The 26,831-nt window shown below is 65.1% G+C and carries 22 protein-coding genes; 11 read left to right on the top strand and 11 right to left on the bottom strand.

Translation table 11 applies throughout. From position 1 onward, the window contains the following. Window positions 1-8 precede the first annotated feature (8 nt). The 5 genes from rsmA to ACDC66_RS05845 are packed head-to-tail and all read right to left on the bottom strand — an operon-like array spanning window position 9 to window position 6,420. A complete protein-coding gene (gene rsmA, locus ACDC66_RS05865) occupies window positions 9-809 on the bottom strand; it encodes a 16S rRNA (adenine(1518)-N(6)/adenine(1519)-N(6))-dimethyltransferase RsmA (RefSeq protein WP_376695752.1) in 801 nt (266 codons plus the stop codon). After that, entirely contained in the window at window positions 806-1,777 is a 972-nt protein-coding gene (gene pdxA, locus ACDC66_RS05860) for a 4-hydroxythreonine-4-phosphate dehydrogenase PdxA (protein ID WP_376695751.1), read from the bottom strand. Before pdxA ends, rsmA begins: the two co-directional genes overlap by 4 nt. 15 nt (window positions 1,778-1,792) lie before the next feature. Next, complete coding sequence (locus tag ACDC66_RS05855) at window positions 1,793-3,094, bottom strand: peptidylprolyl isomerase (protein ID WP_376695750.1); 1,302 nt, start codon at window positions 3,092-3,094, stop codon at window positions 1,793-1,795. A gap of 32 nt (window positions 3,095-3,126) precedes the next feature. Next, complete coding sequence (locus tag ACDC66_RS05850) at window positions 3,127-5,295, bottom strand: LPS-assembly protein LptD (protein ID WP_376695749.1); 2,169 nt, start codon at window positions 5,293-5,295, stop codon at window positions 3,127-3,129. A gap of 54 nt (window positions 5,296-5,349) precedes the next feature. Then, window positions 5,350-6,420, bottom strand: coding sequence for an aminopeptidase (locus ACDC66_RS05845; protein WP_376695748.1), 1,071 nt, complete (start codon window positions 6,418-6,420; stop codon window positions 5,350-5,352). Between ACDC66_RS05845 and ACDC66_RS05840 the strand changes: the two genes are divergently transcribed. After that, window positions 6,380-7,117 carry a class I SAM-dependent methyltransferase gene (locus ACDC66_RS05840; protein WP_376695747.1) on the top strand — a complete coding sequence of 246 codons (738 nt, stop codon included), beginning with the start codon at window positions 6,380-6,382 and terminating at the stop codon, window positions 7,115-7,117. The two genes, ACDC66_RS05845 and ACDC66_RS05840, sit on opposite strands and share 41 nt — an antisense overlap. Window positions 7,118-7,124: 7 nt before the next feature. Here the strand turns inward: ACDC66_RS05840 and ACDC66_RS05835 are convergent, their stop codons facing one another. Next, window positions 7,125-7,643, bottom strand: a complete 519-nt coding sequence (locus ACDC66_RS05835) for a GNAT family N-acetyltransferase (RefSeq protein ID WP_376695746.1) — start codon at window positions 7,641-7,643, stop codon at window positions 7,125-7,127. Window positions 7,644-7,656: 13 nt separating this feature from the next. Next, window positions 7,657-8,919 (bottom strand): NupC/NupG family nucleoside CNT transporter, encoded by a 1,263-nt coding sequence (locus ACDC66_RS05830; protein WP_376695745.1) that lies wholly within the window; start codon window positions 8,917-8,919, stop codon window positions 7,657-7,659. Window positions 8,920-9,145: 226 nt separating this feature from the next. Here ACDC66_RS05830 and ACDC66_RS05825 point away from each other — a divergent pair, with 226 nt between their 5' ends. After that, on the top strand, window positions 9,146-10,162 hold the full coding sequence (locus ACDC66_RS05825; protein WP_376695744.1) for a CsgG/HfaB family protein: 1,017 nt from the start codon (window positions 9,146-9,148) through the stop codon (window positions 10,160-10,162). Between the two features lie 872 nt (window positions 10,163-11,034). On the opposite strand, the gene ACDC66_RS05820 is transcribed toward ACDC66_RS05825, so the two are convergent. Next, complete coding sequence (locus ACDC66_RS05820) at window positions 11,035-13,125, bottom strand: protein kinase domain-containing protein (protein ID WP_376695743.1); 2,091 nt, start codon at window positions 13,123-13,125, stop codon at window positions 11,035-11,037. Between the two features lie 181 nt (window positions 13,126-13,306). Next, window positions 13,307-14,908 carry a peptide chain release factor 3 gene (locus ACDC66_RS05815; protein ID WP_376695742.1) on the bottom strand — a complete coding sequence of 534 codons (1,602 nt, stop codon included), beginning with the start codon at window positions 14,906-14,908 and terminating at the stop codon, window positions 13,307-13,309. Between the two features lie 146 nt (window positions 14,909-15,054). Here ACDC66_RS05815 and ACDC66_RS05810 point away from each other — a divergent pair, with 146 nt between their 5' ends. After that, the gene (locus ACDC66_RS05810) at window positions 15,055-16,773 is read left to right on the top strand and encodes a hypothetical protein (protein ID WP_376695741.1); all 1,719 of its coding nucleotides are present in this window, start codon (window positions 15,055-15,057) and stop codon (window positions 16,771-16,773) included. Further along, entirely contained in the window at window positions 16,770-18,458 is a 1,689-nt protein-coding gene (locus ACDC66_RS05805) for a hypothetical protein (protein ID WP_376695740.1), read from the top strand. Before ACDC66_RS05810 ends, ACDC66_RS05805 begins: the two co-directional genes overlap by 4 nt. Window positions 18,459-18,461: 3 nt before the next feature. On the opposite strand, the gene ACDC66_RS05800 is transcribed toward ACDC66_RS05805, so the two are convergent. Together ACDC66_RS05800 and ACDC66_RS05795 are read right to left on the bottom strand one after the other, a co-directional pair. Next, window positions 18,462-19,352 (bottom strand): peptidoglycan DD-metalloendopeptidase family protein, encoded by an 891-nt coding sequence (locus tag ACDC66_RS05800; protein ID WP_376695900.1) that lies wholly within the window; start codon window positions 19,350-19,352, stop codon window positions 18,462-18,464. 73 nt (window positions 19,353-19,425) lie between these two features. Then, window positions 19,426-20,796 carry an L-serine ammonia-lyase gene (locus ACDC66_RS05795; RefSeq protein WP_376695739.1) on the bottom strand — a complete coding sequence of 457 codons (1,371 nt, stop codon included), beginning with the start codon at window positions 20,794-20,796 and terminating at the stop codon, window positions 19,426-19,428. A gap of 106 nt (window positions 20,797-20,902) precedes the next feature. Here ACDC66_RS05795 and ACDC66_RS05790 point away from each other — a divergent pair, with 106 nt between their 5' ends. From ACDC66_RS05790 to ubiA, 7 genes are read left to right on the top strand one after another with little or no spacing between them, the layout of a single operon-like run. After that, entirely contained in the window at window positions 20,903-21,133 is a 231-nt protein-coding gene (locus ACDC66_RS05790; RefSeq protein WP_376695738.1) for a glutaredoxin family protein, read from the top strand. Window position 21,134: 1 nt separating this feature from the next. Further along, a complete protein-coding gene (locus tag ACDC66_RS05785) occupies window positions 21,135-22,949 on the top strand; it encodes a DAK2 domain-containing protein (RefSeq protein WP_376695737.1) in 1,815 nt (604 codons plus the stop codon). After that, window positions 22,942-23,580: a glycerol-3-phosphate 1-O-acyltransferase PlsY gene (gene plsY / locus ACDC66_RS05780; protein ID WP_376695736.1), complete on the top strand. Its 639-nt coding sequence runs from the start codon at window positions 22,942-22,944 to the stop codon at window positions 23,578-23,580. Before ACDC66_RS05785 ends, plsY begins: the two co-directional genes overlap by 8 nt. 14 nt (window positions 23,581-23,594) lie before the next feature. Then, complete coding sequence (locus ACDC66_RS05775; protein ID WP_376695735.1) at window positions 23,595-24,548, top strand: biotin--[acetyl-CoA-carboxylase] ligase; 954 nt, start codon at window positions 23,595-23,597, stop codon at window positions 24,546-24,548. Further along, window positions 24,538-25,272 (top strand): type III pantothenate kinase, encoded by a 735-nt coding sequence (locus ACDC66_RS05770; protein ID WP_376695734.1) that lies wholly within the window; start codon window positions 24,538-24,540, stop codon window positions 25,270-25,272. The genes ACDC66_RS05775 and ACDC66_RS05770 overlap by 11 nt, the downstream gene beginning before the upstream one ends. Then, window positions 25,269-25,937 (top strand): SPOR domain-containing protein, encoded by a 669-nt coding sequence (locus ACDC66_RS05765; RefSeq protein ID WP_376695733.1) that lies wholly within the window; start codon window positions 25,269-25,271, stop codon window positions 25,935-25,937. The genes ACDC66_RS05770 and ACDC66_RS05765 overlap by 4 nt, the downstream gene beginning before the upstream one ends. Window positions 25,938-25,939: 2 nt before the next feature. Continuing rightward, window positions 25,940-26,830 (top strand): 4-hydroxybenzoate octaprenyltransferase, encoded by an 891-nt coding sequence (gene ubiA, locus ACDC66_RS05760; protein ID WP_376695732.1) that lies wholly within the window; start codon window positions 25,940-25,942, stop codon window positions 26,828-26,830. The last annotated feature ends 1 nt before the right edge of the window (window position 26,831 follow it).

Here is a 26,831-nt window from a genome sequence, read left to right as displayed (position 1 = left end):
TTGGCTGGTTAGCTTGTTGGCTGGTTAGCTTGTTGGCTGGTTAGCTGATCGGCCAAGGCTAGATACTGCTCTAGCGTTAACGTCTCTGCTCGGGCTTTTGGGTCGATGCCGGCGGATTCGATCGCTTTTTCGTCCAGCAGGCCCTTCAAGGCGTTGCGGAGGGTTTTGCGGCGTTGGCCGAAGGCGTGGCGGACGACTTTTTCCAGACGGGGCAGGCGTTCCAGCATGGTCTCGTCGAGCGTCTTTGGCACCATGCGAATGATCGCCGAATCGACTTTCGGGGGCGGGCGGAACGCGCCCGGCGGAACGGTGAACAGGCGCTCCATGCGGCAGTGGAAGGCGGCCATCACGGACAAGCGTCCGTACTGCTTCGATCCCGGCGATGCCACGAGGCGATCGACGACTTCCTTCTGCAGCATGAAATGCATGTCCACGATCGATTCGCGCCACGTGAACAGGTGGAACATGATCGGGGTGGAGATGTTGTACGGCAGATTGCCGACCACCCGCATAGGCTGACCGCCGACGGCGGCCAGGTCGACTTCCAGCACATCGGCCTGGATCACCTCGAGCCGCTCGGGAAATCCCAGGCGCTCGGGCAGGGCCGCGGCCAGGTCGCGATCGAGTTCGATGGCGGTCACCCGGGCGCCGGTCTCCAGCAAGGGGCCGGTCAGCACGCCTTCGCCGGGGCCGATTTCGATAATGTTGTCCTCACCCGCAGGCCGAATGGCTGAAACCAGCCGGGCGATAATGCCGGCGTCGTGAAGGAAATGCTGGCCGAAGCGCTTGCGCGGCCGATGAGGCTTCATGCGCTCGCGCGCGGCCGCTGCATGCCGCGCGCCAGGTTGATGGCGGCGTTGAGGCTGCCGGATTCGGCCTTGCCGGTTCCGGCCAGGTCGAGCGCCGTGCCGTGATCGACCGAGGTGCGGATGAACGGCAGGCCCAGTGTCACGTTGACCGCATGCCCGAAACCAACGTGCTTGAGTACCGGCAGGCCCTGGTCGTGATACATGGCCAGTACGGCGTCGAATTCGCGCAGGCGATCGGGCACGAAAGCGGTATCGGCAGGCAGTGGACCGGTCAGGGATATCCGCCCCCCGAGCCGTTTGATGACCGGCTCGATGATTTCGATCTCCTCGCGGCCGAGATGACCGCCCTCGCCGGCGTGGGGATTGAGCCCGAGAACGGCGATCTTCGGATTCTTCAGGCCGAACTGGCGCCGAAGCCCGGCATGCATTATCTCCAGCGTGCTTGTGAGACTGCTGGCATCGATTGCATCGGGCACCTCGCGCAGGGGCAGGTGCGTCGTCGCCAGGGCAACGCGCACCTGGCCGGCGACGAGCATCATCACCACCCGCTCGACACCCGCCTCGGCAGCCAGGAACTCGGTGTGCCCGCTGAACGGCACGCCCGCTTCGTTGATCACGCCCTTGTGCACGGGGCCGGTCACCAGGCCATGCACCCGGCCTGCCATACAGTGCCGCGCGGCCACACGCAGGCATTCGAGCACGTATTGGGCGTTGGCCGGATCGGTGCGGCCGGGCACGGCCGCCTGATTCAGTTCGACCGGCAGGCAGCGAATGCCGCCGGTGGCCCCGGCCTCCACGGTTTCGAGTTCGTGAACGCTCGTGTTCAGCCCCAACCGGTTGACCGTTTCGCGAAGCAGATCGGGATCGGCCACCAGCACCAGGGCCGGGTCGAGCGCAGCCGCCCGGCAGGCCAGTTCCGGACCGATGCCGGCCGGCTCACCCGGGGTGACGACAAGCTGCTCGAGCACCGCGGACTCCGCCCGTCAGAGCCGGATTTCGACGAAGGACTCGCTGCGCAGCTGGCGCATGAACCGATCCAGTTCTTCCTGGGACTTCTGGTCGGAGATCATCTCACGCGCTTCAGAGCGCCGGATTTCCTCGGTTCGATCGGACTCACGCACATCCAGCAGCTTGACCAGGTGCCAGCCCTGCGGACCGCGAAAGGGCTCGCTCAACTCGCCGGGCTCGAGTGAATTGATCGCTTCCTGGATATGCTGTCCGTAGCCACCGGCCGGAAACCAGTCGAGCAGCCCGCCGATGTTCGCCGTCCTCTGGTCGCTGGAATACTCGCGCGCCAGTTCGGCGAAATCCTCACCCTGCTCGATGCGGCGCCTGAGGTCCTGAATCTGCTCTCGGGCCTCTTCGGGCGTGACCAGTTCGGAGGGGCTGATCAGGATGTGTCGCGCCCGGTATTCCTCCACCATCATCTCACTGCGCTCACGAACATCACGCACCTTGAGGATGACGAAGCCGTTCTGGGTACGCAGCGGTTCGGTTACCTTGCCCGGTTCACTATCCTCGATGGCCTCGGCAAAGGAACGGGGCAGTGCGTTGGTGCTGCGCCAGCCCACGTCGCCGCCTTCAAGCGCGTCCGATCCTTGCGAATAACTGATCGCCGCGGCCGAGAATTCCATCCCGTCTTCGAGCCGCTGATAAATTTCCTCGACGCGGGACTGCGCTTCGCTAACCTGTTCGGGCGTGGCCGACGGCGGCACCTGGATCACGATCTGGGAGAGGAGGTATTCCTGCCCGCCGAACTGATTCGATGCCAGTGCGATATCGATCTCGGTTTCGGTAATCTCTTCCATGGAATTGACCACCCGCTGCTGCAGCCGCGAGGTGATGATCTCGTTGCGGATTTCGCGCCGGAATTCCTCGAACTCGACGCCGTCGGCTTCGAGCATTTGGCGCAATTGTGCCAGCGGCATGTTGTTCTGCTGGGCAACCCGGTTGAGGGCGTTGTCGACATCGGGGTCGGATACGCGAATGCCGCTTTGTTCGGCGCGCAGAATCTGCAGGCGCTGCATGATCAAGCGCTCCAATACCTGCTCTTCCATGACGCTGCGCGGCGGCAGACTCTCGCCGCGCGACTGAACCTGCTGCTCGATGGCCTTGATGGACTCATCGAGTTCACTCTGCAGAATCACGTCTTCCTCGACCAGCGCGACAATTCGATCGAAGGGCTCGCTCTGGCTCTCGCTCTCGGCTTCGCTCTGTGCCGAGACCAGAAGCGGCAGCGTCATCAGCGTCAGCGCTGCCAGAATTTGAATCGTTGCCTGTTTCATTGCAAATCAGTGTCCTTGAGGTTTCGTGCCTGTCATTGCCAGGTAGGGCCGGTAAACAGCCGGTAGGGGGAACGGCCGATGCTGCCGAGCCCCTTCAGTTCCAGTTCGACGAAAAACGCCGTGCGTTTGTCCGATTCACGGTCGCTGATCCACTCCCGGGCGGTAAAGCGAAGCGACCAGCAACAACTGTCGTACTCGATACCGCCGAGCACCTCCAGTGTCTCATTTTCCTCGAAAGAATACGTTACGCGGCCGACAAGATTGAGCTGTTGGTTGACCGGGTAGCGAAAACGCACGTCGGCCTGGTCGACCCGGTCGCGGCGGAATCGGTAACCCAAAGCCACCTGCCGGGCGTCCCGACCCTGCCAGTTGAGACCGAATCGCGCAACTTCGGTTTCATCGGCCTCGTCGTCCCATTGCAGGCCTGCGTTGAGCGCCAGCTGGCGGGCCGGCCGCCACGTCATTTCGGCCACAGTGGCCGATCGCTCGCGGGTATCGGGCTCGGCATCGTCGAGCTGCACGCGCAAATCGCGGAAATAGACAATCTGTCCGAGGCTGGCCTCGAGCCGGCTGAACCCGTCATCGGCTTCGAGCAGGCGCGAGGTCAATGCCAGCGTGAGCTGGTTGGCATCGCCCTGGCGGTCGGGACCGCTGAAACGATTGTAGTGGAAGAGCTGGCTGAAGCCGAAGGTCAGCTCGCGCGTGTCGAAGTCCGGGTAACCGCTCTGATCGCGATAGGGCACGTACAGGTAGTACAGTCGGGGCTCCAGGGTCTGGATGCGGCCGCTGTCGAGACGCCGCTCGAAGGCGAGCCCGGCATCGAGCGTGGCGATCGGCGTGGTGCGGTTCAGGCTCGAGTCCGATCCGCCATCGAGTTCGTACGCCGTCGATCGCACGCCCACGGCCGGCCGGATGTGCCAGCCCGGCGCGACCAGGTCGTAGTGCAGCCTCGGGAACAGGTCGACGCGCGCACCGGTCACCCCCAGGTCGCGGTCGAAGTAGACTGCCTCGCCGTCGAGCGAGAATCGGAATCGACCGGGCAGCGGCCGGTCGATATCGAGCAGCGTGCGCGGCAGACGGCGGTAGGGCTCCTGCGTCGGGCCGACGCTATCGTCGAGCACCTGGAACGTATCGGCCAGCATCTCCAGCGACCAGTAACGGCCCGACCCGCGCAGGCTGGCCGAAGAACGCAGGAACTGGATGGACGAGTCCCGCAGGTCGCTGCCGAGGTCGATGAAGTACTCGTCGTCGCTGGCCCGCTTGAGGTTGGCCGACGCTATCCAGCCCGGATGCGGCTGGAGCCGGTAATCGAATTCGCCATAGTACCGGCTGTCGTTGGTGCGGTGGTCCTCCGGCAGCCAGTCGATACGCAATTCGCCGGTCTGTCGTTGGGTGAGGAAACGATGCTCGAGGCCGAGCATCGGCCCGCGCTTCTCGATCCAGCGCGCGGTGATCGTTGCGTCCTGGTTGGGCGCGATGTTCCAGTACCAGGGGACGGAAATGTCGAAGCCGTCATCGGCGGAATAGCCGAATCCCGGGTAGAGAAAACCACTCTTGCGGCGATCGTCGAGCGGAAAACTCAGCCACGGTGAATACAACAGCGGAATGCCCTTGAACGTCAGGCGGGCATTGCGCGCCGTACCGACACCTTCTTCCAGGTCCATGTCGACGCTGGAAGCCTCGATCTGCCAGTCGTCCTGGTCCGGTGGGCAGGTGGTGAAATCAAAGGTCTCGAGCCGCGCGTGTTCGGGGTCGTAGAGATCGGCGGAGGCGGCCGAACCGCGGGCAGTCGTGCCCGGAATGGTGTAGCGCACCGAATCGAACCGGCCGCTTTTGCGGCGGGTATCGTAGCTGGCGCTCCCGGCATCGACGTTGAGCCTGGGACCGCTGTACTGCAGCCAGCCGGGAATGCGCACGCGACCGGTCTGCGGTTCGTAGATCAACTCGTCGGTCTCGAGTTGCTGCTGCCCCTGCTGCAGCCGAACGGTGTCGCGAAAGCGCACCTCGTCCTGTGGGCTTGCAGCGAAGTGTTCGGCGTCGATATTCATACGCCCGGACCCGGTTTCCGGCTGCGCCTCGGGAAAACGTAGCGGGGCCGGCGGCGGACAGGCCATCGGGGCCTGGGCGTCGGCCGGTGCGGCTGCGGCGGCCGTGGTCAGCGCCAGGGCAATCGCGGCGGGCAGCAGATAGTGCGGATACAAGTCGGATTCCGGCCTTGAACGAACCGGCTAAGTTTGCATATCCCCCGCAATTGTTCAATGGCCTGAGGCAAGAAACGTCGCCCTTTCACGTTGATCGGCTGCCGCCAGCCGCCGCGCGTGCTCGAACAAACAGTCCAGTTCCCTGCCGCATTCCTCGCGGTAGAGCGCTTCGAAGGCAGCCACCCCGGACTCGTAGGTCGCAATCAGCGCCAGGTGCGCGTTGTTGAGTTCGCGCGACAGCCAGGCGTCGATTCGCCAGCTGTCGTGCCGTTCGGCCAGCCCCCGCAACTCATCTTTCAGGCGCGCGAACTCGCGTTGCTTGGCCGCCGCCAGCTGATCCGGGCCGGAAGCCTCATCGAAGCGTTGCGCCAGACGCTCGCGTGCGTCCAGCAGCACCTGGGTCAATTGGCGGTCCAGCGCCTGGGTGTCCTGCCACCGCCGCAGCGTCTCCGCATCCCCCTGCCGGGACAACCAGTGCTCCGTCCCCAGGCGGCCGACGAATGTCGCAAACGCTTCACTGAAAGCCGTGTCGCCGCTGACGTAGAGCATCTCGTGGGTGAGCTCGTGAAAGATGAGTTCGGCCAGCGCGGCGTCGTCGAGATCGAGCATGCTGTCGAGCACCGGGTCCGCGAACCAGCCCAGCGTGGAATACGCGGTGGCCGGAAATACCGCTACATCGAATCCGTCCCCGGACATTTCGGCGGCCAGCTCCTGCGCGCGAGCGCGCTTGAAGAAGCCGCGGTAGGCGAGACAGCCCACCAGCGGGTAACACCAGGTCTCGGGTGTGACCGAGTAGGCCGGCGTGGCCACCACGTTCCAAAGCGGGGCATCGCGCCCCAGGTCGGCGTACAGGGTGTAGCTCCGGCTGTCGGGCAGGCCCATGGCCGACGCCGCGAAGTCGCGAATTTCGAGCACGGTGCCGAGCCGCTCACGCAATTCAGGGGCCGTGGCCGGATCGGCGATGACTTCTGCGATATCCTCGCGCTTGGCCAGGATTTCGATCTGGCCGCGGGCGGCCTGACCGTACCAGGCCACCGTCGCGCATCCGGCCAGACCCAGCAGCGCGGCAGACAGGAGGACAACCTTGAGCGACGACTGGTACCTGGACGACGATTTCTGGCGCAACTTCGGCTCGCTGATGTTCAACGCCGACACTTTCGCGCGCGGCTCGCAAGAAGTCCAGCAGCTGCTCGCCCTGCTGGACTCAAAACCGCAAACCGTGCTCGATCTCGGCTGCGGTCCCGGCCGGCACGCCCTGCCCCTGGCCGATGCCGGGCTCGAGGTGACCGCCGTCGACACCAGCCCATCCCTGCTTGAACAACTCGAAGCCGAGCGCGGCGAACGCACCATCGAGAGCGTCGAGGCCGACATGCGCGAGTTTGTCCGCCCGCAAGCCTTCGACCTGGTCATCGTCATGTGGACGAGTTTCGGCTACTTCACCGACGAAGCCGATCACCGGCGCGTGCTGGCCAATATTCGCCAAAGCCTCAAGCCCGGCGGAAGCCTCGTGCTCGATCTCGTCGGCCTGGAGTACTTGTGCCGACATCTCCAGCCCGTCCACCTGACCGAATACGACGACGGCCGGATCCTGGTCGAACGCCCGGACCTGACGGAGGACATGACCCGCCTGGAAAACGAATGGATGCTGATCGACGGCGACCGCGCCCACTACCACGAGTTTTCTCACCGCGTCTGGTCCGGCGGCGAAATTGCAGGCCTGCTGGCCGCCTCCGGGTTCAATGTCCACGCACTCCACGGTGGCTATACGGGACAGCCCTACGACCTGGAAGCCGAACGGCTGATTGTCGTGGCAGGCGACTAGAGCAGGCCTAGAATCGAATCCTGTAGAAGGCGATCGGCAGATCCTCTCGGCGGGAAATCGTCTCGCGCGCGCTCTTGGTGCATTCGAAGCGCAGGCCGAGTTTCTCGGCCACGGCCCGTGAAGCGGCATTTGGCGGATCGATCACGGCGACGAGGGTTTTCAGGCCCATGACGTCGCGGGCATGGGCGACGAAGGCGCCGCCGGCCTCGGTGGCGAAACCCTGTCCCCAGTAATCCCTCCAGATCCACCAGCCGAGCTCGAAGTCGCCGTCGTCCAGTTGCTGCAGGCCGACGAGGCCGATGACTTCTCCCGTGGTCGCCAACTCCGCCGCACCGAAGCACACCCCGTGCTGCGCCAGGTGGCGCTGCTGGCGTTCGAGCATCTCGTCGACCGACTCGTCAGACCAGGTCCTTCCCTGGGTGACGTAGCGCATCATGTCGGCATCACGCACCATGCGCTCGAGCGCCGGGCGATCATCCTGCCGCCAGGGCCGGATAATCAGACGCTGCGTTCGTAACGTGGTCACCAGCCGGCGCCCACTAACCCACCAGAATGCCGGCCCAGGCTGCGTTGAGCAGGGACACCAGCGTGCCGCCGAGAACGGCCTTGAGACCGAGCTGGGCCAGGTCGGCGCGGCGTGACGGGGAAATCCCGCCAATGCCGCCAATCTGGATGGCAATCGAGGCGAAATTGGCGAAGCCGCAAAGTGCGTAAGTCGAGATCAGGACCGCACGCTCGGACAGCTCCGACTGCATCTCGGTCAACGCGACATAGGCGACGAATTCGTTGGCCACGATCTTCTGGCCGATCAGGCCGCCCACCGCCACCGCCTCGTCGATCGGCACACCGGCCAGGATCGCCAGCGGAGCACAGACCCAGCCGAGGATCAGCGCCAGCTCGATCGGCTGGCCGACCAGCGCTTCCAGGCCGCTGATCTCGCCCAGCCAGCCGAGCGGCCCGTTGACCAGCGCGATCAGCGCCAGAAAGGCCAGCAGCATGGCACCCACGTTGAGCGCCAACTTCAGGCCCTCACCGGCCCCGCCTGCGGCCGCCTCGATCAGGTTGGTGTGCGGCCGGTCGATGGCAGTGCGCACAGTGCCGGCGGTTTCCGACTCCTGGGTTTCGGGCAGCAACAGCTTGGCCACGACCAGCGCGGCCGGCGCGGCCATGATCGATGCCGAGATCAGGTGCTTGGCGAAAAAGGCCTGCTCGGCGGGGTCGGAACCGCCAAGCAGCATGACGTAGGCGGCCAGCACGCCGCCGGCAATGGTCGACATGCCGCCGGTCATCAGTGCGAACAGTTCCGAACGGGTCATGCCGGCGATGAAGGGACGCACCACCAGCGGTGCCTCGGTCTGGCCGACGAAGACATTGGCGGCCGTGGCCAGGGACTCGCTGCCGGAGACCTTCATGAAACGGGTCATCACCCAGGCCATGACTTCGACCAGCTTCTGCATGATGCCGATGTGATACAGGCAGGCCATCAGCGAGGCGAAGAAGATGATCGTCGGCAGCACCTGGAAGGCGAAGATGAAACCGAATTCCTCGGCATCGGCCAGCGGCCCGAAGATGAACTCGGCGCCAGCGCTGGTGTACCCGATCAGGGTCACGAACAGCTGCCCGAGCTGATCGAACAACAGCTTGCCCAGCGGCACCCACAGCACGAGGATGGCCAGCAAGAGCTGCAGCACGAGCCCCACGGCAATGGTTTGCCACGCGACCTCCCGGCGAGCCGACGACAGGGCCCAGGCAATACCCAGCAGGACGGCGATGCCCGCCAGCCCGAGAACACTCTGAATCAATTCGTTCGACTCCCTGAATGATGCGCCGGTACTTTTAACATATTGTTTTGCACGCCGCTCTGGCGCATCAGCTCGCGGCGGGACTAGAATAAACTTGCTGCCCAGCCGAACACTGGCCGGATTGAAGCAGAAATTTCGTTAGTGGGGTACACCGTCATACGGCCCGCCGATCCTGTCGGGATCGCAGTGAAGCACGTAATTGGATGAATCCAGGAGGGATAGAACCATGAAATTGAGATTGATCGCCGGCATTTGCGCACTCGCCATGCTGACCGGCTGCCCGGCGGCCGGCACCACCACCCAGGTCCGCGACAGCGGTTCCGGACCGAGCATGGATGAAGCCCGCTCGGCCGCCTACGACGGCCCGCAGGCCCGTATCGCCGTGGCCCGCTTCGAAAACAAGGCGGGCAGCTCGGGCAACTGGTGGAACCCCTCAATCGGTGACGGCATGGCCGACATGCTGACCACAGCCCTGTTCAGCTCCGGCCGCTTCATCGTCCTCGAACGCGAAGCGATCGACGACATCATGTCCGAGCAGGATCTCGGTGCCAGCGGTCGCGTGCGCGAGGACACCGCCGCCGCCATCGGCGAAATCGAAGGGGCCGAGTTGCTGGTCGTCGCCGCCGTCACCGAGTTTTCGGAAAACGCCAGCGGCTCCCGCGGCTCGGTCGGTGGCGGCCGCATCGGCAAACTGATCGGCGGCATCGCCGGCGGCAGCAGCAGCGCGCATATGGCCATCGACCTGCGCATCATCGATACCAACACCAGCCGCGTGCTGGCAGCCACCAGCGTCGAGGGCGAGGCCAAGGACTTCGACATCGGCGGCGCGCTGGCCGGCTACACCGGCCGCCACGCCCTGGGCGGCTCGCTGTCGAGCTGGGAGAACACGCCGCGCGAAAAGGCCCTGCGCCAGGTCATCGGAAAGGCGGTCGAGGAAGTCGTCAGCCGCACGCCGCAACGCTACTACCGCCACGGCGGCGGCCAGGCGGCCGGCTACCAGGCTACCAGCTCAGGCGGCAATGGCGGCAGCAGCAGCGGTGGCGGCACCGGCGAGCGCGTGGTGATCACCGCCAACTCGCTCAACGTCCGCTCCGGCCCCAATGGCGACAGCTCCGTTCAGTTCAGCCTGAGTTCGGGCGCCATGGCCGACGTGATGGCCCGCGCCGGCGACTGGCTCCAGATCCGCGACGATCAAGGCCGCACCGGGTGGGTCGCGTCCGAGTACACGCTCGACGTGCAGTAAGTCAGTCAGCGCGACTCGCGTCGCTTGATCGTGAAAAGGCCTCGCTCGTTTTTAGCGGGGCCTTTTTTGTGCCAAGTTGGCTTGGCAAGCAATCACTTTTAAGAGTTGGAAGTTACCGGAGGCGGTGCGGGCTTCGACACTTCAAAGGCTGTTCCGCCCGCCTGCTCCGCAGGCTGATGGCGGGTGGTTCGTCAACACCGCTAGCACTGGACTGAGTGGCGCCACCGGACGCTGAGCGAGCCTCGACAAGTCAACTGCTGTTTCGCCCGGCCTGCTTCGCAGGCTCTTGCGGCGAGTCACTTTTTTCTCGCGCGAAAAAAGTGACCAAAAGCGCGCTTAAAAGATTGCGGATGCGCCGCAGGACCAAGCTGGTGTGCGGGCTTCAGTATTTTGCCGCCATCTTCGCTCCTGCTCGGTCGAATTGGGTGGCGACTTCAGTATGGATCGGGCGTAGCCCGCACCGAAAAGGTACGACTTCGATAAGGCCAACTTCCAATCGCTGTGGGGAAAGCTGGAGATGTGACACCGTGCTTTCAGTGTGGGCGCTTCAGCGCCGCTGTTGGTATTCATCGGGGTCGGGGCAGTCGGTCGGGCCACGCCAAGCCTCGAATCGAGGGCTCAATGAATCCGGCCGGGCCAGAGCAAAGCCCCAGTCGCAATACTGAAGCCGCTCCGCGAAAAGGTTCCTGAGAGGAACCCGTCCATCTTTTAAGCGCGTTTTTCGTGCCTTTTTTCGCGCATGAAAAAAGTACCCGCCATCAGCCTGCGAAGCAGGCGGGCGGAACAGCAGTTGACCTGTCGAGGACGCCACCCCGTGCGGTGGCAACAATCTGCCCAGAGGCAAAACAACCCGATGCCCCCGCAAAGAATCATCAATCAAATTGATCCCGAATTCCCGCCAACCAGGGCCTGACGGAATCAACCGCCCGCCGCGTGGCATTGAGCGACGTGAACTCGATCTGCTCGACCGGCGAGGACCCCATCTGGCGCATTTCGTGGAGGTCGTAGGTAACGGCCTCGAGCTGGGCGATATAGGCCGTTTCGACGCGGTTGTAGTACTGCAGTTCTCGCTCGCCGGCCGGCAGTGCCCGGGCTACCACCACGTAGCGTGCTCCTGCATCCAGCGCCGGCGCTTTCAGGCCGGCCAGGTCGAGTTCTTCGCCCTGAACATGATCGCGGTAGCCGCGAACGAAGTTCGGTTGCACGAGCGGGTGGGAACCGCCGCGCAGGGCCGATTCGATCTCGCGCACCATGGGGTCGGCAATCACCGGATCACCGACACCGACGACCAGGACGCCGCGCGGCGGTGGCGGCGGCTCGGATGCACGGCTGGTGGTTTCAGGTGCCGGCATTGTAGCTGCCTCGGCCGCCTCGGAATCGGCCATGGCCAGGCTGCGGTCATCGTTCGCCCCCGGTTCCGATTTCGGGGCGCCGGAGGCGCGATCAGCAGGGCCAGTTTCCTCAGGCGCCGACAAGTCATCGGACGGTTCACCGGCAACGGCAGGGGATTCCCCCGTCGCCGACTCATCGGCCGCCGACCGGGATTGGTCCGTCTCGCTGTTCGACTCGGCCATATCGGCATTGGAACCGGCTTCCGGACTACCGCCCTCTTCGCTTTGAGCCGTTTCGCCCGAGTCTTCATCGGCCAGCGCCAGGCCGGCCCTGGCCGACTCCCTGGCATCCGTTGCGGTTGAAGCCTGTTCGTCCTGGCCGGACGCAGCCGAATCATCCGTGCCGGTATCCGCCGTGGCCGTATCCGCCAACTCCGCATCGGATTCAGCGTCGGCCGATGCCGCGGCCGGTTGTTCTTCGCCGCCCGGCAGCCAGGCGGTCATCTTGTTCCAGGTCGAGGGCGCGACGTAGGCCAGGCCGAAGCCGGCGCCCGCCAGCGCCAGAAGGAGAACCAGCACGATCGCAACGGCCGCAAATCGCCCGCCTCCCGGTTTTGATTCCTTTTGTGCCGGAACGGGGTGCTGACCCTCGGTCTGGGTTGCAGTCGCACTCGCAGTTTGGGTCTTCACGACGGTGGCGGCTTGCGGCGCGGGTTCGGTCGGCTTCCGCTCTTCCACGCGCTTGGTCGCAAGCGCCGCGGTCATTTCGCGTTCGGCCGTCGACGGGCCGGAATCCGAGCGCTCGACCGGCCCCGTGCGGCCGGTCTTGAGCGGCTCCATATCCACCAGCAGGGCCCGCCAATCGGCATATCGATCTTTCGGCTTCACTGCCAGCATTCTGCGCACGATTTCGATAACGCGCTCGTCCACCTTGCCCTCGAGTGCGGACAGGTTCGGAAAATCGCCGGCGGCGAGCTGCTTGTACGCTCCCTTGAGATCGCGCCAGGGCATCAGGCGCTGGCCGGTGAGCATCTCGTACCAGACCGCACCGAGCGCGAACATGTCGCTTCTCGAATCCACCGCTTCGCCGTTGAGCGCCTCCGGCGGCAAGTAGCCGGGTGTTCCCATGATCAACTGGCTGCCGCTCGATCCGGATTGCTCCGCCGTCACACAGGCAATGCCGAAGTCGGTCAGCACGGCTCGTCCGCGCCGGTCGATCATGATGTTGCCGGGCTTGACGTCGCGGTGAACGATGCCTTCCTCGGCCGCGGCCGCAAGCGCATTGGCCGCCTGCTCCGTGACCCGGCGGGCCATTTCGGGCGAACACTGTCCCTCGCGGTCGATGAATTCAGCCAGGGATTCGCCGTCGACATATTCCATGACGAAGTAGGGCTTGCCCTCGTGCTCGTCGGCTATGAAGATCTGGGCGATGTTGGGGTGATTGAGCGCGGCCACGTTGCGCGCCTCGCGCAGGAAGCGGGCGACGACGATCTCGTCGGCGCTGAGCTCCTCGCTCAGGCACTTGATGGCAATGAAGCGCTCCAGCTTGGGATCGAGCGCCTTGTAGACCACGCCCATGCCACCGCGGCCGAGCTCATTGATGATGTGATAGCGGCCCAGTACCTGTGCCATAAACTCGTCCTCCTTCCCCTTGTCCCTCCGCTGCCATGCCGACTGCTTGCCCGGCAATATAGCAGAGGGTTAGCTAAATCCTCGATGAACGGCTTTCAGGGCAGTTCCTCGCCATCCTTAAATAACGACAAATGCGCCGAAAAACGGTCAGCGCGCCATGTCGGGACCGGGAAGGGAGGGCTCAGTCAGTGTCGACGTAGACGCTGACCTCGCGCGTGGCGCGGAAGGTGATCTCGGGGTGGCGTTCCTCGGCCAGCTGCAGGTTCACTCGGGTGGGCGCCAGGTAGACCAGGCGGCCGCCGCCGTCCTCGGCCAGGTGCTGCTCGTTCTTGTTGCGGAATTTCTCCAGCTCCCGGTCGGACTCCGCATTCACCCAGCGGCAGGTGGCGACATTAACCGCCTCGAACACCGCCTCGACGTTGTATTCCTCTTTCAACCGGTAGGCCACCACGTCGAACTGCAGCATGCCGACGGCGCCGACGACCAGGTCGTTGCCGATCAAGGGCTTGAAGAACTGCGTCGCGCCTTCTTCCGACAGCTGGGCCAGGCCCTTGGTCAGCGCCTTGAGTCTTAGCGGATCCTTGAGCTGCACGCGGCGGAACAGCTCCGGGGCAAAACTCGGGATGCCGGCGAACTGCAGCTTCTCGCCCTCGGTGAAGGTATCGCCGATGCCGATCGTGCCGTGGTTGTGCAGGCCGACGATATCGCCGGGGTAGGCGTATTCGGCCGTGGCGCGCTCGTCGGCCATGAAGGTCAGCGCGCCGTGGGTGCGCTGTTCCTTGCCGATACGCACGTGATGCAGCTTCATGCCTTTTTCGAAACGCCCTGAGCACACGCGCATGAAGGCCATGCGGTCGCGATGGGCCGGGTCCATGTTGGCTTGCACCTTGAACACAAAGCCGGTGCATTTTTCTTCAGCCGGATCGACGCTGCGGCCCAGGGTCTCGCGCGGCTGCGGCTGCGGCGCGTGTTCCACGAACTCGTCCAGCAGCGGAATCACGCCGAAGTTGTTCAGGGCCGAGCCGAAGAACACCGGCGTCTGCTCGCCCTTGAGGTAACGCGCCAGGTCGAAGTCGTGGCTGGCGCCGGCGACCAGTTCGATCTCATCGCGCAGTTCGGCGGCCATGTCGCCCAGGGCCTCGTCGGCCTCGGGGGAGTCGATGCCGGCGATGACCTTCGGATCCTGGCGCATGTAGTTCTTGCCCGACTCGTAGATATGAATCTCGTCGCGGAGCAGGTGGTAGATACCCTTCAGGCGCCGCCCCATGCCGATCGGCCAGGTCACCGGCGCACACTCGATGCCGAGTACTTCCTCGACCTCATCGAGCAGCTCGATCGGCTCTCTGCCCTCGCGGTCGAGCTTGTTGATGAAGGTGAAGATCGGCGTGGCGCGCATGCGGCAAACGTCCATCAGCTTGATGGTGCGCTCCTCCACGCCCTTGGCGCAGTCGATGACCATCAGCGCCGAATCCACGGCGGTGAGCACGCGGTAAGTGTCCTCGGAGAAGTCGGCATGGCCCGGGGTGTCGAGCAGGTTGACGATGCGCTCGTGGTAGGGGAACTGCATCACCGAGGAGGTGATCGAGATACCGCGCTCTTTTTCCATCTCCATCCAGTCGGAAGTCGCGTGGCGATCGGCCTTGCGCGACTTGACCGAACCGGCAAGCTGGATCGCCCCGCCGAACAGCAGGAACTTCTCGGTCAGCGTGGTCTTGCCGGCGTCAGGGTGCGAGATGATCGCAAACGTTCGCCGACGCTCGATTTCGTCGGTCAGTCGGGGCATGGTGCAGCCGTTAAAGGGAAACCCGTCATTATACCGGCGCGACCCATTCCGACGCACGGGGCCAATACACTGGATTTGCGCAAGTCGGACCACTTTCGTACTATCGGATACGGGGATTGTGTTGGTACAGGCTAAGGTGGCCTCTAATGAAGAACTATCCAGGCATTATTCGAGCCACCGGCACGGCTTTAGCCACGGCATTGATCGCCTTCTCCACCACGGCGTTCGCCCTGTCTCCCCCGCCACCCCAAGCCGACGACGAACTCCTGCCCCTGCTCTACGAAACCCTGGGCGGCGAGAACTGGCACAACAACGAGGGCTGGCTGGATCCGGAGGTCCACTGGTGCGACTGGCACGGCGTCGTCTGCGGCGAGGAATTCTGGCCGGGGTATTTCGAGTTCTACGCGCTCGACCTGGCCGACAACAATCTCACCGGAGAAATCACGCCGAGACTGGCCGAGCTGCTTGCCAGCAGTGTCGCCCCGGAAATGCGCTTGGATCTGAGCGACAACGCCATCGAGGGCACACTTCACAAGCTTCCGCATTTCACCCGCAGAGTCCGCCTGGGCAACAACCGCTTCGACAACGAGTTGCCGACGATCGAAGCCGACGCCGTCACCCAAGGGCTGGAATTCCTGCGCTTGAACAACAATGCCTTCGAAGGCGAAGTGCCGTCGAGCTGGGAGGATCTGTCCCTCATCCAGCTGGATCTATCCAACAACGCGCTCGATGGTTCAGTCAGTGCGGCCGTCGAGGCGCTCGACCCGGCCGAGGCGAGCCTCCTGGATCTGTCCGACAACGCGTTTTCCGGCGAACTGCCGGCCTGGATCACCGAGCTGCCGCTGGACTCCCGCTTCGGAGTTGTCGGCAGCGTCAATATCTGCTGGACCGGACTGACCGTCGGCGACGAAGCCACCCGGGAGTGGCTGGCCGAGCGCCACGTCGGCGGCCCCGATTTCGACAGCTGCATGAACCGGGAACGCCGCACGGTCGGACCCGAAGTCAGCGGCAGCTGGTTCGATCCCACCCGCGATGGCGAGGGCTATTCACTGATGCTGCTCGAGGACGGCACGCCGCTGATTTACTGGTTCACGCATATCAGCGCCAGCCGCCAGATGTGGCTGGTCGGAGCGGGCCGACACGAAGACACGACGCTGTTCTTCGACGAGCTGCTGCGCACGGAAGGCCGTTTCGGGCAGGGATACGGGGACGTTTCGGATCCCATCGAACGCAAGGGCGAGCAGCGCATGGACGGCGTCGCCGACGGGCAGTTGCACCTGTCTGCACACATCAATTACTGGCTGGGCGAAGTGGCGCAGCCCGACGACGGCCCGATCATCCACGCGCCCAACCCGCTGGATTTCAGGGCCGACCTGGCCCGCCTGTCCGAACTGGCCGGCACCACCTGCGACAATCAGAGCGAGTTCCAGCAATATTCCGGCGCCTGGTACAACCCGGAGCGCGCGGGCGAAGGCTTTATCGTCGAAGTCCTGCCCGATGATGGAGCGGTGGTCTACTGGTTTACCCACCAGCCTGATGAAACCGGCGACCAGGCCTGGATGATCGGCCAGGGCAGCATCGCCGCCGGCACCGAAACTTGCCTCGCACCCGGCTGCGAGCCGCCAGATGCGGTCATCGAGATCGAACAAATGAACCTGCCGATCGATGCCGGCCAAAGCTTCCCGGCCAGCACAACCGGCGTGGAAAATCTTGATTGGGGAGAATTAACACTGATTTTTGGCAGCGAAGGCAACGGTAGCGTCTGGTTCGACAGCCGTCTCGAAGGCTGCGGCAGTAACCAATATCCCATCAAGCGCCTTGCCAAGCCCATGCTGGCCGAGTGCCCAGAGGGCGACAGCCAATGAATGCCAAGCATTTCAGTATCCCCTGCGCGACCGTATTGGCCCTGACCCTGGCCGCACCGGCCGGTGCCAGCGTGACCGAAGAAGAACGCGACATCCTCGAAGCCTTCTACCAGGCAGCCAACGGTGACGAATGGCACCGCAACTACCGCTGGCTGCAGCCGGGCAGCGATCCCTGTACCTGGTACGGCGTGAACTGCGCGTTTCGAGGCGACATCGGCCGCGATATCGTCTCGAGCGTGGAACTGCCCGGCAACAACCTCTCGGGCACGCTGGACACGCGCATCTTCGAGATCGTTCACAACCGGCTGGACCTCAGCGACAACCTGCTGGGCGGGACGCTCGACCACCTGCCGGGCTCCCCGGGCGAAGTGGATCTATCCAGAAACCGTTTCGTGGGCGAACTGCCTACCGGATCAAGCGCGGTAGCCGGCCAAGTCACCGGCGGCCCGCCGAGCGGCAACTGGTTCCTGGATCTTTCAAGCAACGACTTCGAGGGCGAAGTCCCTTCCGGCTGGTCCGGGCGAAGCTGGCTGAGCCTCGCCAACAATCGGCTGGAGGGGCTGCCCATGTCGCTGCTGGACGGATCAAAATTTTCCAACGGCCAGTTCCTCGACCTGTCGGACAACAATTTCTCGGGTGCGCTGCCGACAACGCTCATGGAAGGCAACTTCATGCCGCACAACGGACCCTCCCGCTGGGGTGGCGGACTGAACCTGTGCTGGAACGACTGGGCCGTCCCCGAGAGCGTGGAATTTCGGGACTGGCTGCGAAGCCGACATGTCGGCGGCGAATTCGAAAGCTGCCTTTCGGCCGAGCGCCAGCCCCTCGATCCTGCCATGGCCATCAGCGGCAGCTGGTTCGACCCCGACCGCAACGGAGAAGGCATCGTCGTGCAGGCGCTCGACAACGGCACCGTGCTCAACTACGTCTTCACCTTCGACGAGGACGGCCACCAGCAGTGGCTGGTCGGCGCCGAGTCTCCGAATGACAACAATATTTCCTGGCGCGAACTTCTGCGCACGCAAGGCCGTTTCGGCACCGGACTGCTGGAACAAGGAAATGCCATGCAGAACCGCGGCAGCTTCCGCCTCGACCGGCTGGACGCTGACCGGATCCTCACCGAACGCGTCTACATCGACGAGACTTCCAATGCCTGCATTCTCCCCTATCCACCTGTTCTGAACTGCTTCGGCGACAGCCTCTCCGACCGGCTCGAGTATCGCCAGCTATCGCAACTGGCCGGCACCACCTGCGAAAACCAGAGCCCGTTCCAGCAGTACGCCGGCGCCTGGTATAACCCCGAAAGCTCGGGCGAAGGTTTTCTCGTGGAAGTATTGCCCGACCATCGCATCGTCGCGTACTGGTTCACCTACCAGCCGGATGATTCCGGCCGGCAGGCCTGGATGGTCGGGGATGGCAGCTTTGTCGACAAGGGTGTCGTGCTCGCCCCGGCGTGGCCATGGCAGGAGCGGGCCGAACTGAAGCTGTATCAGCCCACCGGTGGGAGTTTTGGTCACAATTTCGATCCCGACGATGTGCAATTGGTCGAATGGGGCGATTTCATCATCGAGTTCAACGACGAGGACACCGGTCGAGTTGAGTGGAACAGCAACATCGACGGCTACGGCTCGGGCGAATATCCCATCGAACGCCTCGCCCAGCCCAAGCTGGCCGACTGCGACTGATCGCTAATCGGCCGTGAGCAGTTGCCCCGGCTCCGGGGCCAATGCCTTTCCGCTCTCGCCCTCGAACTCGAACGGCACCGATGTCAACTCCATGTCGCGATTGAGCTGGACGGCGAAGTGCAGGTGCGGGCCGGTGCTGTAGCCGGTATTGCCCGAGCGCGCGATGCGATCGCCGCGCTCGACGCGCTGGCCCTCGCGCACGAGCACGCCCTCGTAGTCGAGGTGGGCATAGAGCGCCATCGAGCCGTCATCGTGGACGATGCGCACGTAGTTGGCGCGCGGACCGTCGCGTTCGAGATCCTCACCGGCTTTATGAAAGTAGCGGGCAACGGCCATCACCACGCCCTCGCGCGCGGCGTGCACCGGCGTTCCCACCGGCATTTGGATATCGACGGCGTGAAAACCGGAAGGGCCCTTGTGGCTGTACTCGCCGCCGAAAGCCTGGCCGACGCGAAACCGACTGCCCGGCGCGATCGGCGGTCGATACGGGCGCTTTGGCGCATGCTCGGCCTCGATGCTTCCGGGCAGGCTGGCGGTCCTGAACTTGTAAGACCAGGAACGGCGTTCGTTCAGCGGTCCCAGCGTGACCAGCTCGCGCTCCTCGAGCGCATCAAGCACAAAACTGGCCGGCAGGGGAGGCTCGCTGACCACGTTGCTGGCCTCGGCCAGGGAAACGCGAACCGTCACCGGGCCGTGGATTCGATTACGGAAGCGCCAGACCGGGTCGTCCCCGGTGCCGGCCTTGACCACGTCGACCAGGCGCTGCGGCTCGGCCACGGCACGCTGAATGGTGACTTCACGATCGGTCTCCGGCTTGCGATCGGTGAAGTGCTTGATCCCGTCCTCGTCTTCCCAGATATAGATCGTCTGCGCCATCGCCCCCAACGACAGCACCAACCCAAGACCCAGGACACCGAGCCGCCAGACCAATCCACGCCCAGCCCACTTCACACTGAACACTTCACACTTAACACTCAATTACGTTCACCGCCAACCCACCCCGCGAAGTCTCCTTATACTTCGACTTCATGTCGGCCCCGGTATCGCGCATCGTCTTGATCACCTTGTCGAGGCTCACGCGATGCTTGCCGTCGCCGGCCATGGCCATGCGCATGGCGTTGACCGCCTTGACCGAACCCATGGCATTGCGCTCGATACAGGGAATCTGAACCAGCCCGCCGACCGGATCGCAGGTCAGGCCCAGGTTGTGCTCCATGCCGATCTCGGCCGCGTTCTCGACCTGGCCCATGCTGCCGCCTAGGGCGGCCGTGAGACCGCCGGCGGCCATCGAGCAGGCCACGCCAACCTCGCCCTGGCAACCGACCTCGGCGCCGGAAATGGAGGCGTTTTCCTTGTACAGGATGCCGATGGCGCCGGCGGTGAGCAGGAACTCGATGATGCCGTCCTCGTCGGCGCTCTCGATGAAGCGTCGGTAGTAGTGCAGCACCGAGGGAATGATGCCGGCCGCACCGTTGGTCGGCGCCGTCACGACCCGGCCGCCGGCGGCATTTTCCTCGTTTACGGCCAGGGCGTAGAGATTGATCCAGTCAAGCTGGTCGAGATTGTCTTCTTTCGCGCGCGCGACCAACTTTTTGTACAGCGCCGGCGCCCGGCGCGAAACTTTCAGCCCGCCGGGCAGGGTGCCTTCCATGCCGATGCCGCGATCGACGCATTCCTGCATCGCTTGCCAGATCGTCAGCAGGCCGTCGCAAATCTCGTCTTCGCTGCGCCAGGCGGTCTCGTTGGCCAGCATCACGTCGCTGATGCGCAGGTCGTGCTCAGCACAGATCGCGAGCAGTTCATCGCCGGTGTTGAAGGGATACTTCATGGGCGTTTCGTCGGCGACGATGCGGTCGGCCGCTGCCTCGTCGGCATTGACCACGAAACCGCCGCCGACCGAGTAGTACTCGCGCGACAGCAGCTCGTTATCGTCTGCATCGAAAGCGGTGAAACGCATGCCGTTGGGGTGGTGCGGCAGGGTCTTGCGCTTGTGGAAGACGAGGTCCTTGCGCAGATCGACCTCAATCTCGTGTTCACCGGCCAGGCGCATGCGGCCCGACTCGGCGATCTCGTCCATGCGGCGCGGAATATGATCGGGATCGACCCGATCGGGCATCTCACCCTCCAGCCCAAGGATCACGGCGCGATCGGAGCCGTGACCGCGACCGGTGTGCCCGAGCGAGCCGAACAGGTCCGTCTGCACGCGGGCCACCTCGCCTATCTGGCCGGATGAGGCCAGGCGATCGACGAAAGTCACCGCCGCCCGCATCGGGCCGACGGTGTGTGAACTCGACGGACCAATGCCGATCTTGAAAAGGTCGAAAATACTGACAGCCATAATCCAGAGTGTAGCGTCTTTGCCGCTTCGACAACATCGGAGCGTGGTGGATTCATTGACGATAAAATGCAACACTCTGCGACCGCGAACTGCGCCGAACACATCCATGAAACTCAAGTTCTACACCCGTCCGGATTGCGGCCTTTGCAACAAGGCTGAAACCCTGCTCGCCGAGGGCGGCTTCGGCAGCGCTTACGAAAAGGTCGACATCGAATCCGACCTGGAGCTGCTCGAGCGCTACGGCGACAAGGTCCCGGTGCTGCACAACACCGAAACCGGCGAAAAGCTGTCCTGGCCGTTCACCGCCTCGCAGGTGCGCGAACTGGTCGCCGACTGACGTGAAGCAGGCCATTTCCCACGTCGATGCCCGTCGGCTGGAGCAGGCTCTGCTGGCCGGTATCGCCAACGTGTTTCGCCAGCGCGACCACATCAACGCGATCAACGTATTCCCGGTCGCCGACAGCGACACCGGCACCAACCTCGTCTTTACCCTGGCGAGCGTCCGGCGCGCCATCGAGGGGCAGCCCGCGCGCAACCTGCCCGAGCTGCTGCGGGGCGTGGCCGATGCCGCCCTCGACGGCGCGCGCGGCAATTCCGGCGCGATCATGGCGCAGTATTTCCAGGGCTTGAGCGAATCCTCGCGCGATTTCCAGGTACTCGACGGCCAGCGCCTTGCAACGGTCTCGGCCGCGGGAGCACGCTCGGCCTGGTCGGCCATGTCCGAGCCGGTACCCGGCACGCTGCCCACGGTGCTGGAGGACTTCGCCGACGAGCTCATGCGTGTCGCCCGCGACGGGGTCGACGACATCCGCGAGATGTTCCGGCGCGGCCTCGAGCGGGCCCGCAAATCGCTGGCGGGCACGCCAGACCAGCTGGCCGCCCTGCGCGACGCCGGCGTGGTCGATGCCGGCGCCCAGGGCTTCGTCGACCTGCTCGAGGGCATGTGGGGCTACATGCAAAGCGGCAAGATCCCGCGCTTCGCCGACAAGGCCGAGGTGCCGCCGACCGCCAGCACCGGCGGACACGCCGCGCCGGACAGGCACCGCTTCTGCACCGAATGCCTGATCGAGGGCACTGAGCTGGACGTGGCGGGACTGCGGGAACGCCTGGACCAACTCGACGCCAGTTCCCTGGTGGTCGCCGGCGGTGAGCGTCGCGCCCGCGTGCACATTCATACCGACAGCCCCGGCGAGATCTTCAGCCTGTGCGGCGAATTCGGCGAGCTGACACAGCAGAAAGCCGACGACATGACCCGCCAGCACGGGTTGATGAACCACCAGGGCCAGGTCGCCATCCTGACCGACTCGGCCGCCGACCTGCCGGCCGAGGAGATCGAGCGCCTGGGCATCCACGTCGTGGCCGTGCGGCTGAACTTCGGCGACGAGGAATTCCTCGACAAGCTCACCATGACGCCGTCGCAGTTCTACGCGCGCCTGGCCGACTCCCCGGTCCACCCGCAGACCTCGCAGCCGCCGCCGGCCGATTTCCGACGACAATACGAGCTGCTGACTTCGCACGGCCTTGAAGTGCTGGGCGTACAGCTTTCCGGACGCCTCAGCGGCACCCTGCAGGCCGCGCGCCAGACCGCTGAACGGGTCGACCCCGAGCGCATCGAGGTGATGGACACGCGCAACGCCGCCTGCGGCCAGGGCCTGATGGTGCTGTGGGCCGCCGAGGCCGCGGCAAAGGGCTGGGAGCGCGTGGCCATCCGCTCGAAACTGACGGAAATGCGCGAGTCGTTCAAGACGTTCGCCCTGGCGCGCGATCTGAGCTGGGGCGTGCGCGGCGGCCGCATCAAGCCCTGGATGGAGAAGCTGGCGCGTAGTCTGCGTCTCAATCCGATTCTGACCGCCTCACCCGAGGGGGATCTCGTCGCACGGGGCGTGATCCCCGGTCGCAAGCGAACCGTGGAGAAATTCGCCCGCTACCTGCTGCGCCGGATGAATGATGACGCCACCTACCGCGTCATCATCAGCCACACCGACGCCGAGGCCGACGCAAAGGATTTACGCAAACGGATCCTCGCCGGCCATCCACGGGTCGACGCCTGCTGGGTGGTCGAAGCCAGCCCGGCCGTGGGCGCCCACGCCGGTCCCGGCACCCTGATCGCCGGCATGCACGTCTGGAAGCCGCCGGAGGCACGCCATGATTGAAGTCATCATCGCGCTCGTCGGCGGCTACCTGCTGGGCTCGATTTCCGGCGCCCTGCTGCTCGGGCGCCTGCGCGGTATCGATATCCGCGGCATGGGCTCGGGCAATGCCGGCGGCACCAATGCCCTGCGCACGGTGGGCTGGCAGTTCGCGCTGGGCGTGGTCATCATCGACGTCGGCAAGGGCGCGCTCGCCGCCGGCGTGTTGCCGCTGGCCGCCCCGCTGGTTGCGGCCGAGCCGGTCGAATTCATCACCCTGGCCGCCATCGGTGCTTTCATGGCCGTCGTCGGGCATGTCTGGCCCGTATTCTTCCGTTTTCGCGGCGGCAAGGGCGCGGGTACGGCCGTCGGCGCCATTGCCGTGGTCGCGCCCTGGTGCCTCGCGCCGCTGCTGCTGGTCTGGGTGGTGACCCTCGTCGGTACCGGCTACGTCGGCCTGGCGACCATTCTGGCGGGGCTGAGCCTGGTGCCCTCGATGTGGACCCTGGGCCCCGATCCCCTGCCCCCGGCCCTGGCCGCGCTGGCCATCGGCCTGGCTGTGCTGCTGATCTTCACGCACCGGGCCAACCTGGCGCGCATGCGCGCCGGCGACGAAAATCGTTTCGAGAAAGCGCGCCTGCTCAAGCGACGTTGAAACAAGCTGATTGAATGAAACCCGGAATCCACGAGCTTTACGCCCGCCTGGCCGACGGCCAGCTCCACAACGGCGCAACACTGGCCGAAGAACTCGGCATCACGCGTGCGGCCGTGTGGAAGCGCATGCAATCCCTGCGCGGGATGGGCCTGGAGATCCCGGGCACGGCCGGGGACGGCTACCGCCTCCCGCACGCTATCGAATTACTGAACCAGGAGGCTATCTGCGCGCAGCTCGAGTCGCCCGGAATTCACGTTGAAACGGCCGGAGCGGTCGACTCCACCAACGCCCGTCTTTCGGCGGCCGGAAGTCGGCACGCTCACGCCCTGGTGGCCGAAGCCCAGACGGCCGGGCGCGGGCGGCGCGGGCGCGGCTGGCAGTCTCCGCCGGGCAGCGGCCTTTATCTGTCGCTGGCCTGGCATTTCGAGTCGGGCCTGGCCGGGCTGGCGCCGCTGAGCCTGGTCGTGGGACTGGCCGCGGCCGAGACCCTTCGCAGCGCCAGCGGCGCGCCGGTCGAGGTCAAGTGGCCCAACGACCTGTTCGTCGCCGACGCCAAGCTCGGCGGCTGCCTGGTCGAACTCGGCGGCGCTGCCGAAGGCCCCTGCCGCGCGGTCGTCGGCATCGGCATCAACCTGTTCCGGACAGCGGCCATGGACGGCATCGACCAGGAATTTACTGCACTGGAAGACCACGGCCGGACGGTCGGTCGCAACGCGCTGGCCGCCGCCTTGATCGACGCGCTGGCCGACGCGCTGGCAGACTTCGATCGCGACGGCTTCGAGGATTTCCGGGCCCGCTGGCCGGGTTTCGATGCCCTCCGGGACCGGCCGGTCAGGGTCATTCGCGGCGACGGGACGGAAACGACGGGGCAGGCCCGCGGCATCGATCGCCAGGGCAGGTTGAAACTCGAAACCGGCGGAGAAACGATGGCCGTGGCCAGCGGCGAGGTGAGCGTTCGTGTCCGCTGATCTGGTCATCGATATCGGTCATGCGCGAATCAAGTGGGGCCGTGCTCGCGAGGGCCTGCTCGAGCCGGACAGCATCGGACACGGCGAGACCGAATCGCCGAATGGGCTTGTCGCCGCAGTGGACAAACTGGACTGCAGGCGCGCCCTGCTTTCCGGCCAATCGCGACCCGGGTCGGTCGCACGAATTGCCGATCTTCTGCGACAAACCGGCCTGCAAGTCGATATCATGACCACCGGCGATCGCCCGCTGCCGGTGGCACCGGCCTACGAGTCACTGGGTTGCGACCGCTGGCTGGCACTGCAGAAGCCCCGGCTGGAAGGATCGGGGCCTTTCGTGGTGATCGACAGCGGGACGGCCATCACGGTTGACCTCGTCGACGGCAAGGGCCACCACCGGGGCGGCTGGATCATGGCCGGCATCCAGGCAGCGCGCGACGGCTTGTTCGCCCGCGCGCCCCGACTGGATCGCCACCTGCCGGAGCCTGACGACGCCGACGCGCCGGCCCTCGATACCGGCTCGGCGCTGTCACGAGGCGGCCTGATGCTGGCCGCAGGCGGAATCGATCGCGCGGTCGGCGCGGCCGAGTGCGCCGCCGAGGAACACGTCAGCCTGTGGCTGACCGGGGGAAACGCCGCCGAGCTGGCTCCGCTTCTCGCGCGACCGGCCCGGCATGAGCAGCACCTGGTGCTTCACGGACTGGCCATTGCAACGCAATCGAAATGAATGACCTCAACTGGCGCTGGATCGCCGTCGCCCTCATCGTCGTCAACGCCGTGATCTTCGTGATTGGACGCCTCGGCGCAGCGCCACCGCCGGAACGCGACGGTGAGCTGCCTGAGCTCGATCCCAATCTGCCCAGGGCGGAACTGGTCGACGCCATGGGCGGCGATGAAGACGGGTCCGGCCCGACCTGCTACACCCTCGGCCCGCTGCCGACCCTGCTGGCCCAGCAACGCGCCAGTGACCGCCTGGCGCCCTTTACCAGCCGGCTGCAGACCCGCCAGACCGAAGCCGACCGAGATCGCGGCTGGTGGGTCCACCTGCCCGCCGCCGACCGCAGCGAGGCCCTCGGACTCACGCGCGCGCTGGCCGAACGCGGCGTCGAAGACTACTACGTCGTGGCCGGCGGAAGCCTGGAAAACGCGGTGTCGGTCGGTCTCTACGAAAACATCGAAAACGCCCGCGATCGGCAGCGGCGCATCCGGGCCATGGGCTTCAACGCCCAGCTCGAAGTGCGGCGGGAGAAGGTTCCACGATTCTGGGTGGACTACCGGGTTGAACCCGGCGAATCACCGCCGTGGCGTTTCATCGTGCGCGCCTCACCCAACGCCCAGCGCGTGCGGGTACCCTGCACCGATTATCGACTCACCGACGGCAACGGAGACTGACCATGGAGTTCCGATTGCGTGCCCGGATCTTTTCCAGCCCGGCCGGGCCCTGGCTGCGGCTGATGCGATTCGACCGCCCCATCGGCATCGCCCTTCTGCTCTGGCCCACCTGGTGGGGCCTGTGGTTTGCCGCCGGCGGCGTGCCGAGCATCAAGAACCTGGTGATCTTCACGCTCGGCGTCATCATCATGCGCGCGGCCGGCTGCGTCATCAACGACTACGCCGACCGCGACCTCGACCCGCACGTGGCCCGCACGGTCGACCGTCCCATCGCCGCCGGCGAGATCGCCGCACGGCAGGCGCTGATGCTGTTTTTCGGCCTGTTGCTCATGGCCTTCGTACTGGTGCTGCTGACCAACCGCCTGACCATCCTAATGGCCTTCTTCGGCGCGCTGCTGGCCGCGACCTACCCCCTCTTCAAGCGCTTCACGCATTTCCCGCAGCTGGTGCTGGGGGCCTCGTTCAGCTGGGCCATTCCCATGGCCTTCGCCGCCGAGGCCGGCCAGGTGCCGGCCCTGGCCTGGTGGCTGTTCGCCACCAACTTTGTCTGGACGGTGATTTTCGATACCGAGTACGCCATGGCCGACCGCGACGACGATCTCAAGGTCGGCGTCAAATCGACCGCCATCGCCTTCGGCCGCGCCGACGTGCCCATCCTGGGCGCGCTGATGGGCGTGATGACGGCGCTGCTTTTGACAATCGGACTGCAGTACCTGCCCCACCCAGCCTGGTTCACGGCCGTGGCGCTGGTGTTCCTCCACTTCCAGCTCCAGCTCTGGCGCATCCGCGAACGCGAACCCGCCGCCTGCTTCCGCACCTTCCTGAGCAACCACTGGGTCGGGCTGTTCATCTTCGTCGGCGCCGCCGTGTCCCTTGCCATGCGCGGTAGCTGAT

Source organism: Wenzhouxiangella psychrophila (assembly GCF_042310375.1).
GTDB lineage: Bacteria > Pseudomonadota > Gammaproteobacteria > Xanthomonadales > Wenzhouxiangellaceae > Wenzhouxiangella.
This window is presented reverse-complemented; position numbering and strand designations above follow the sequence as displayed.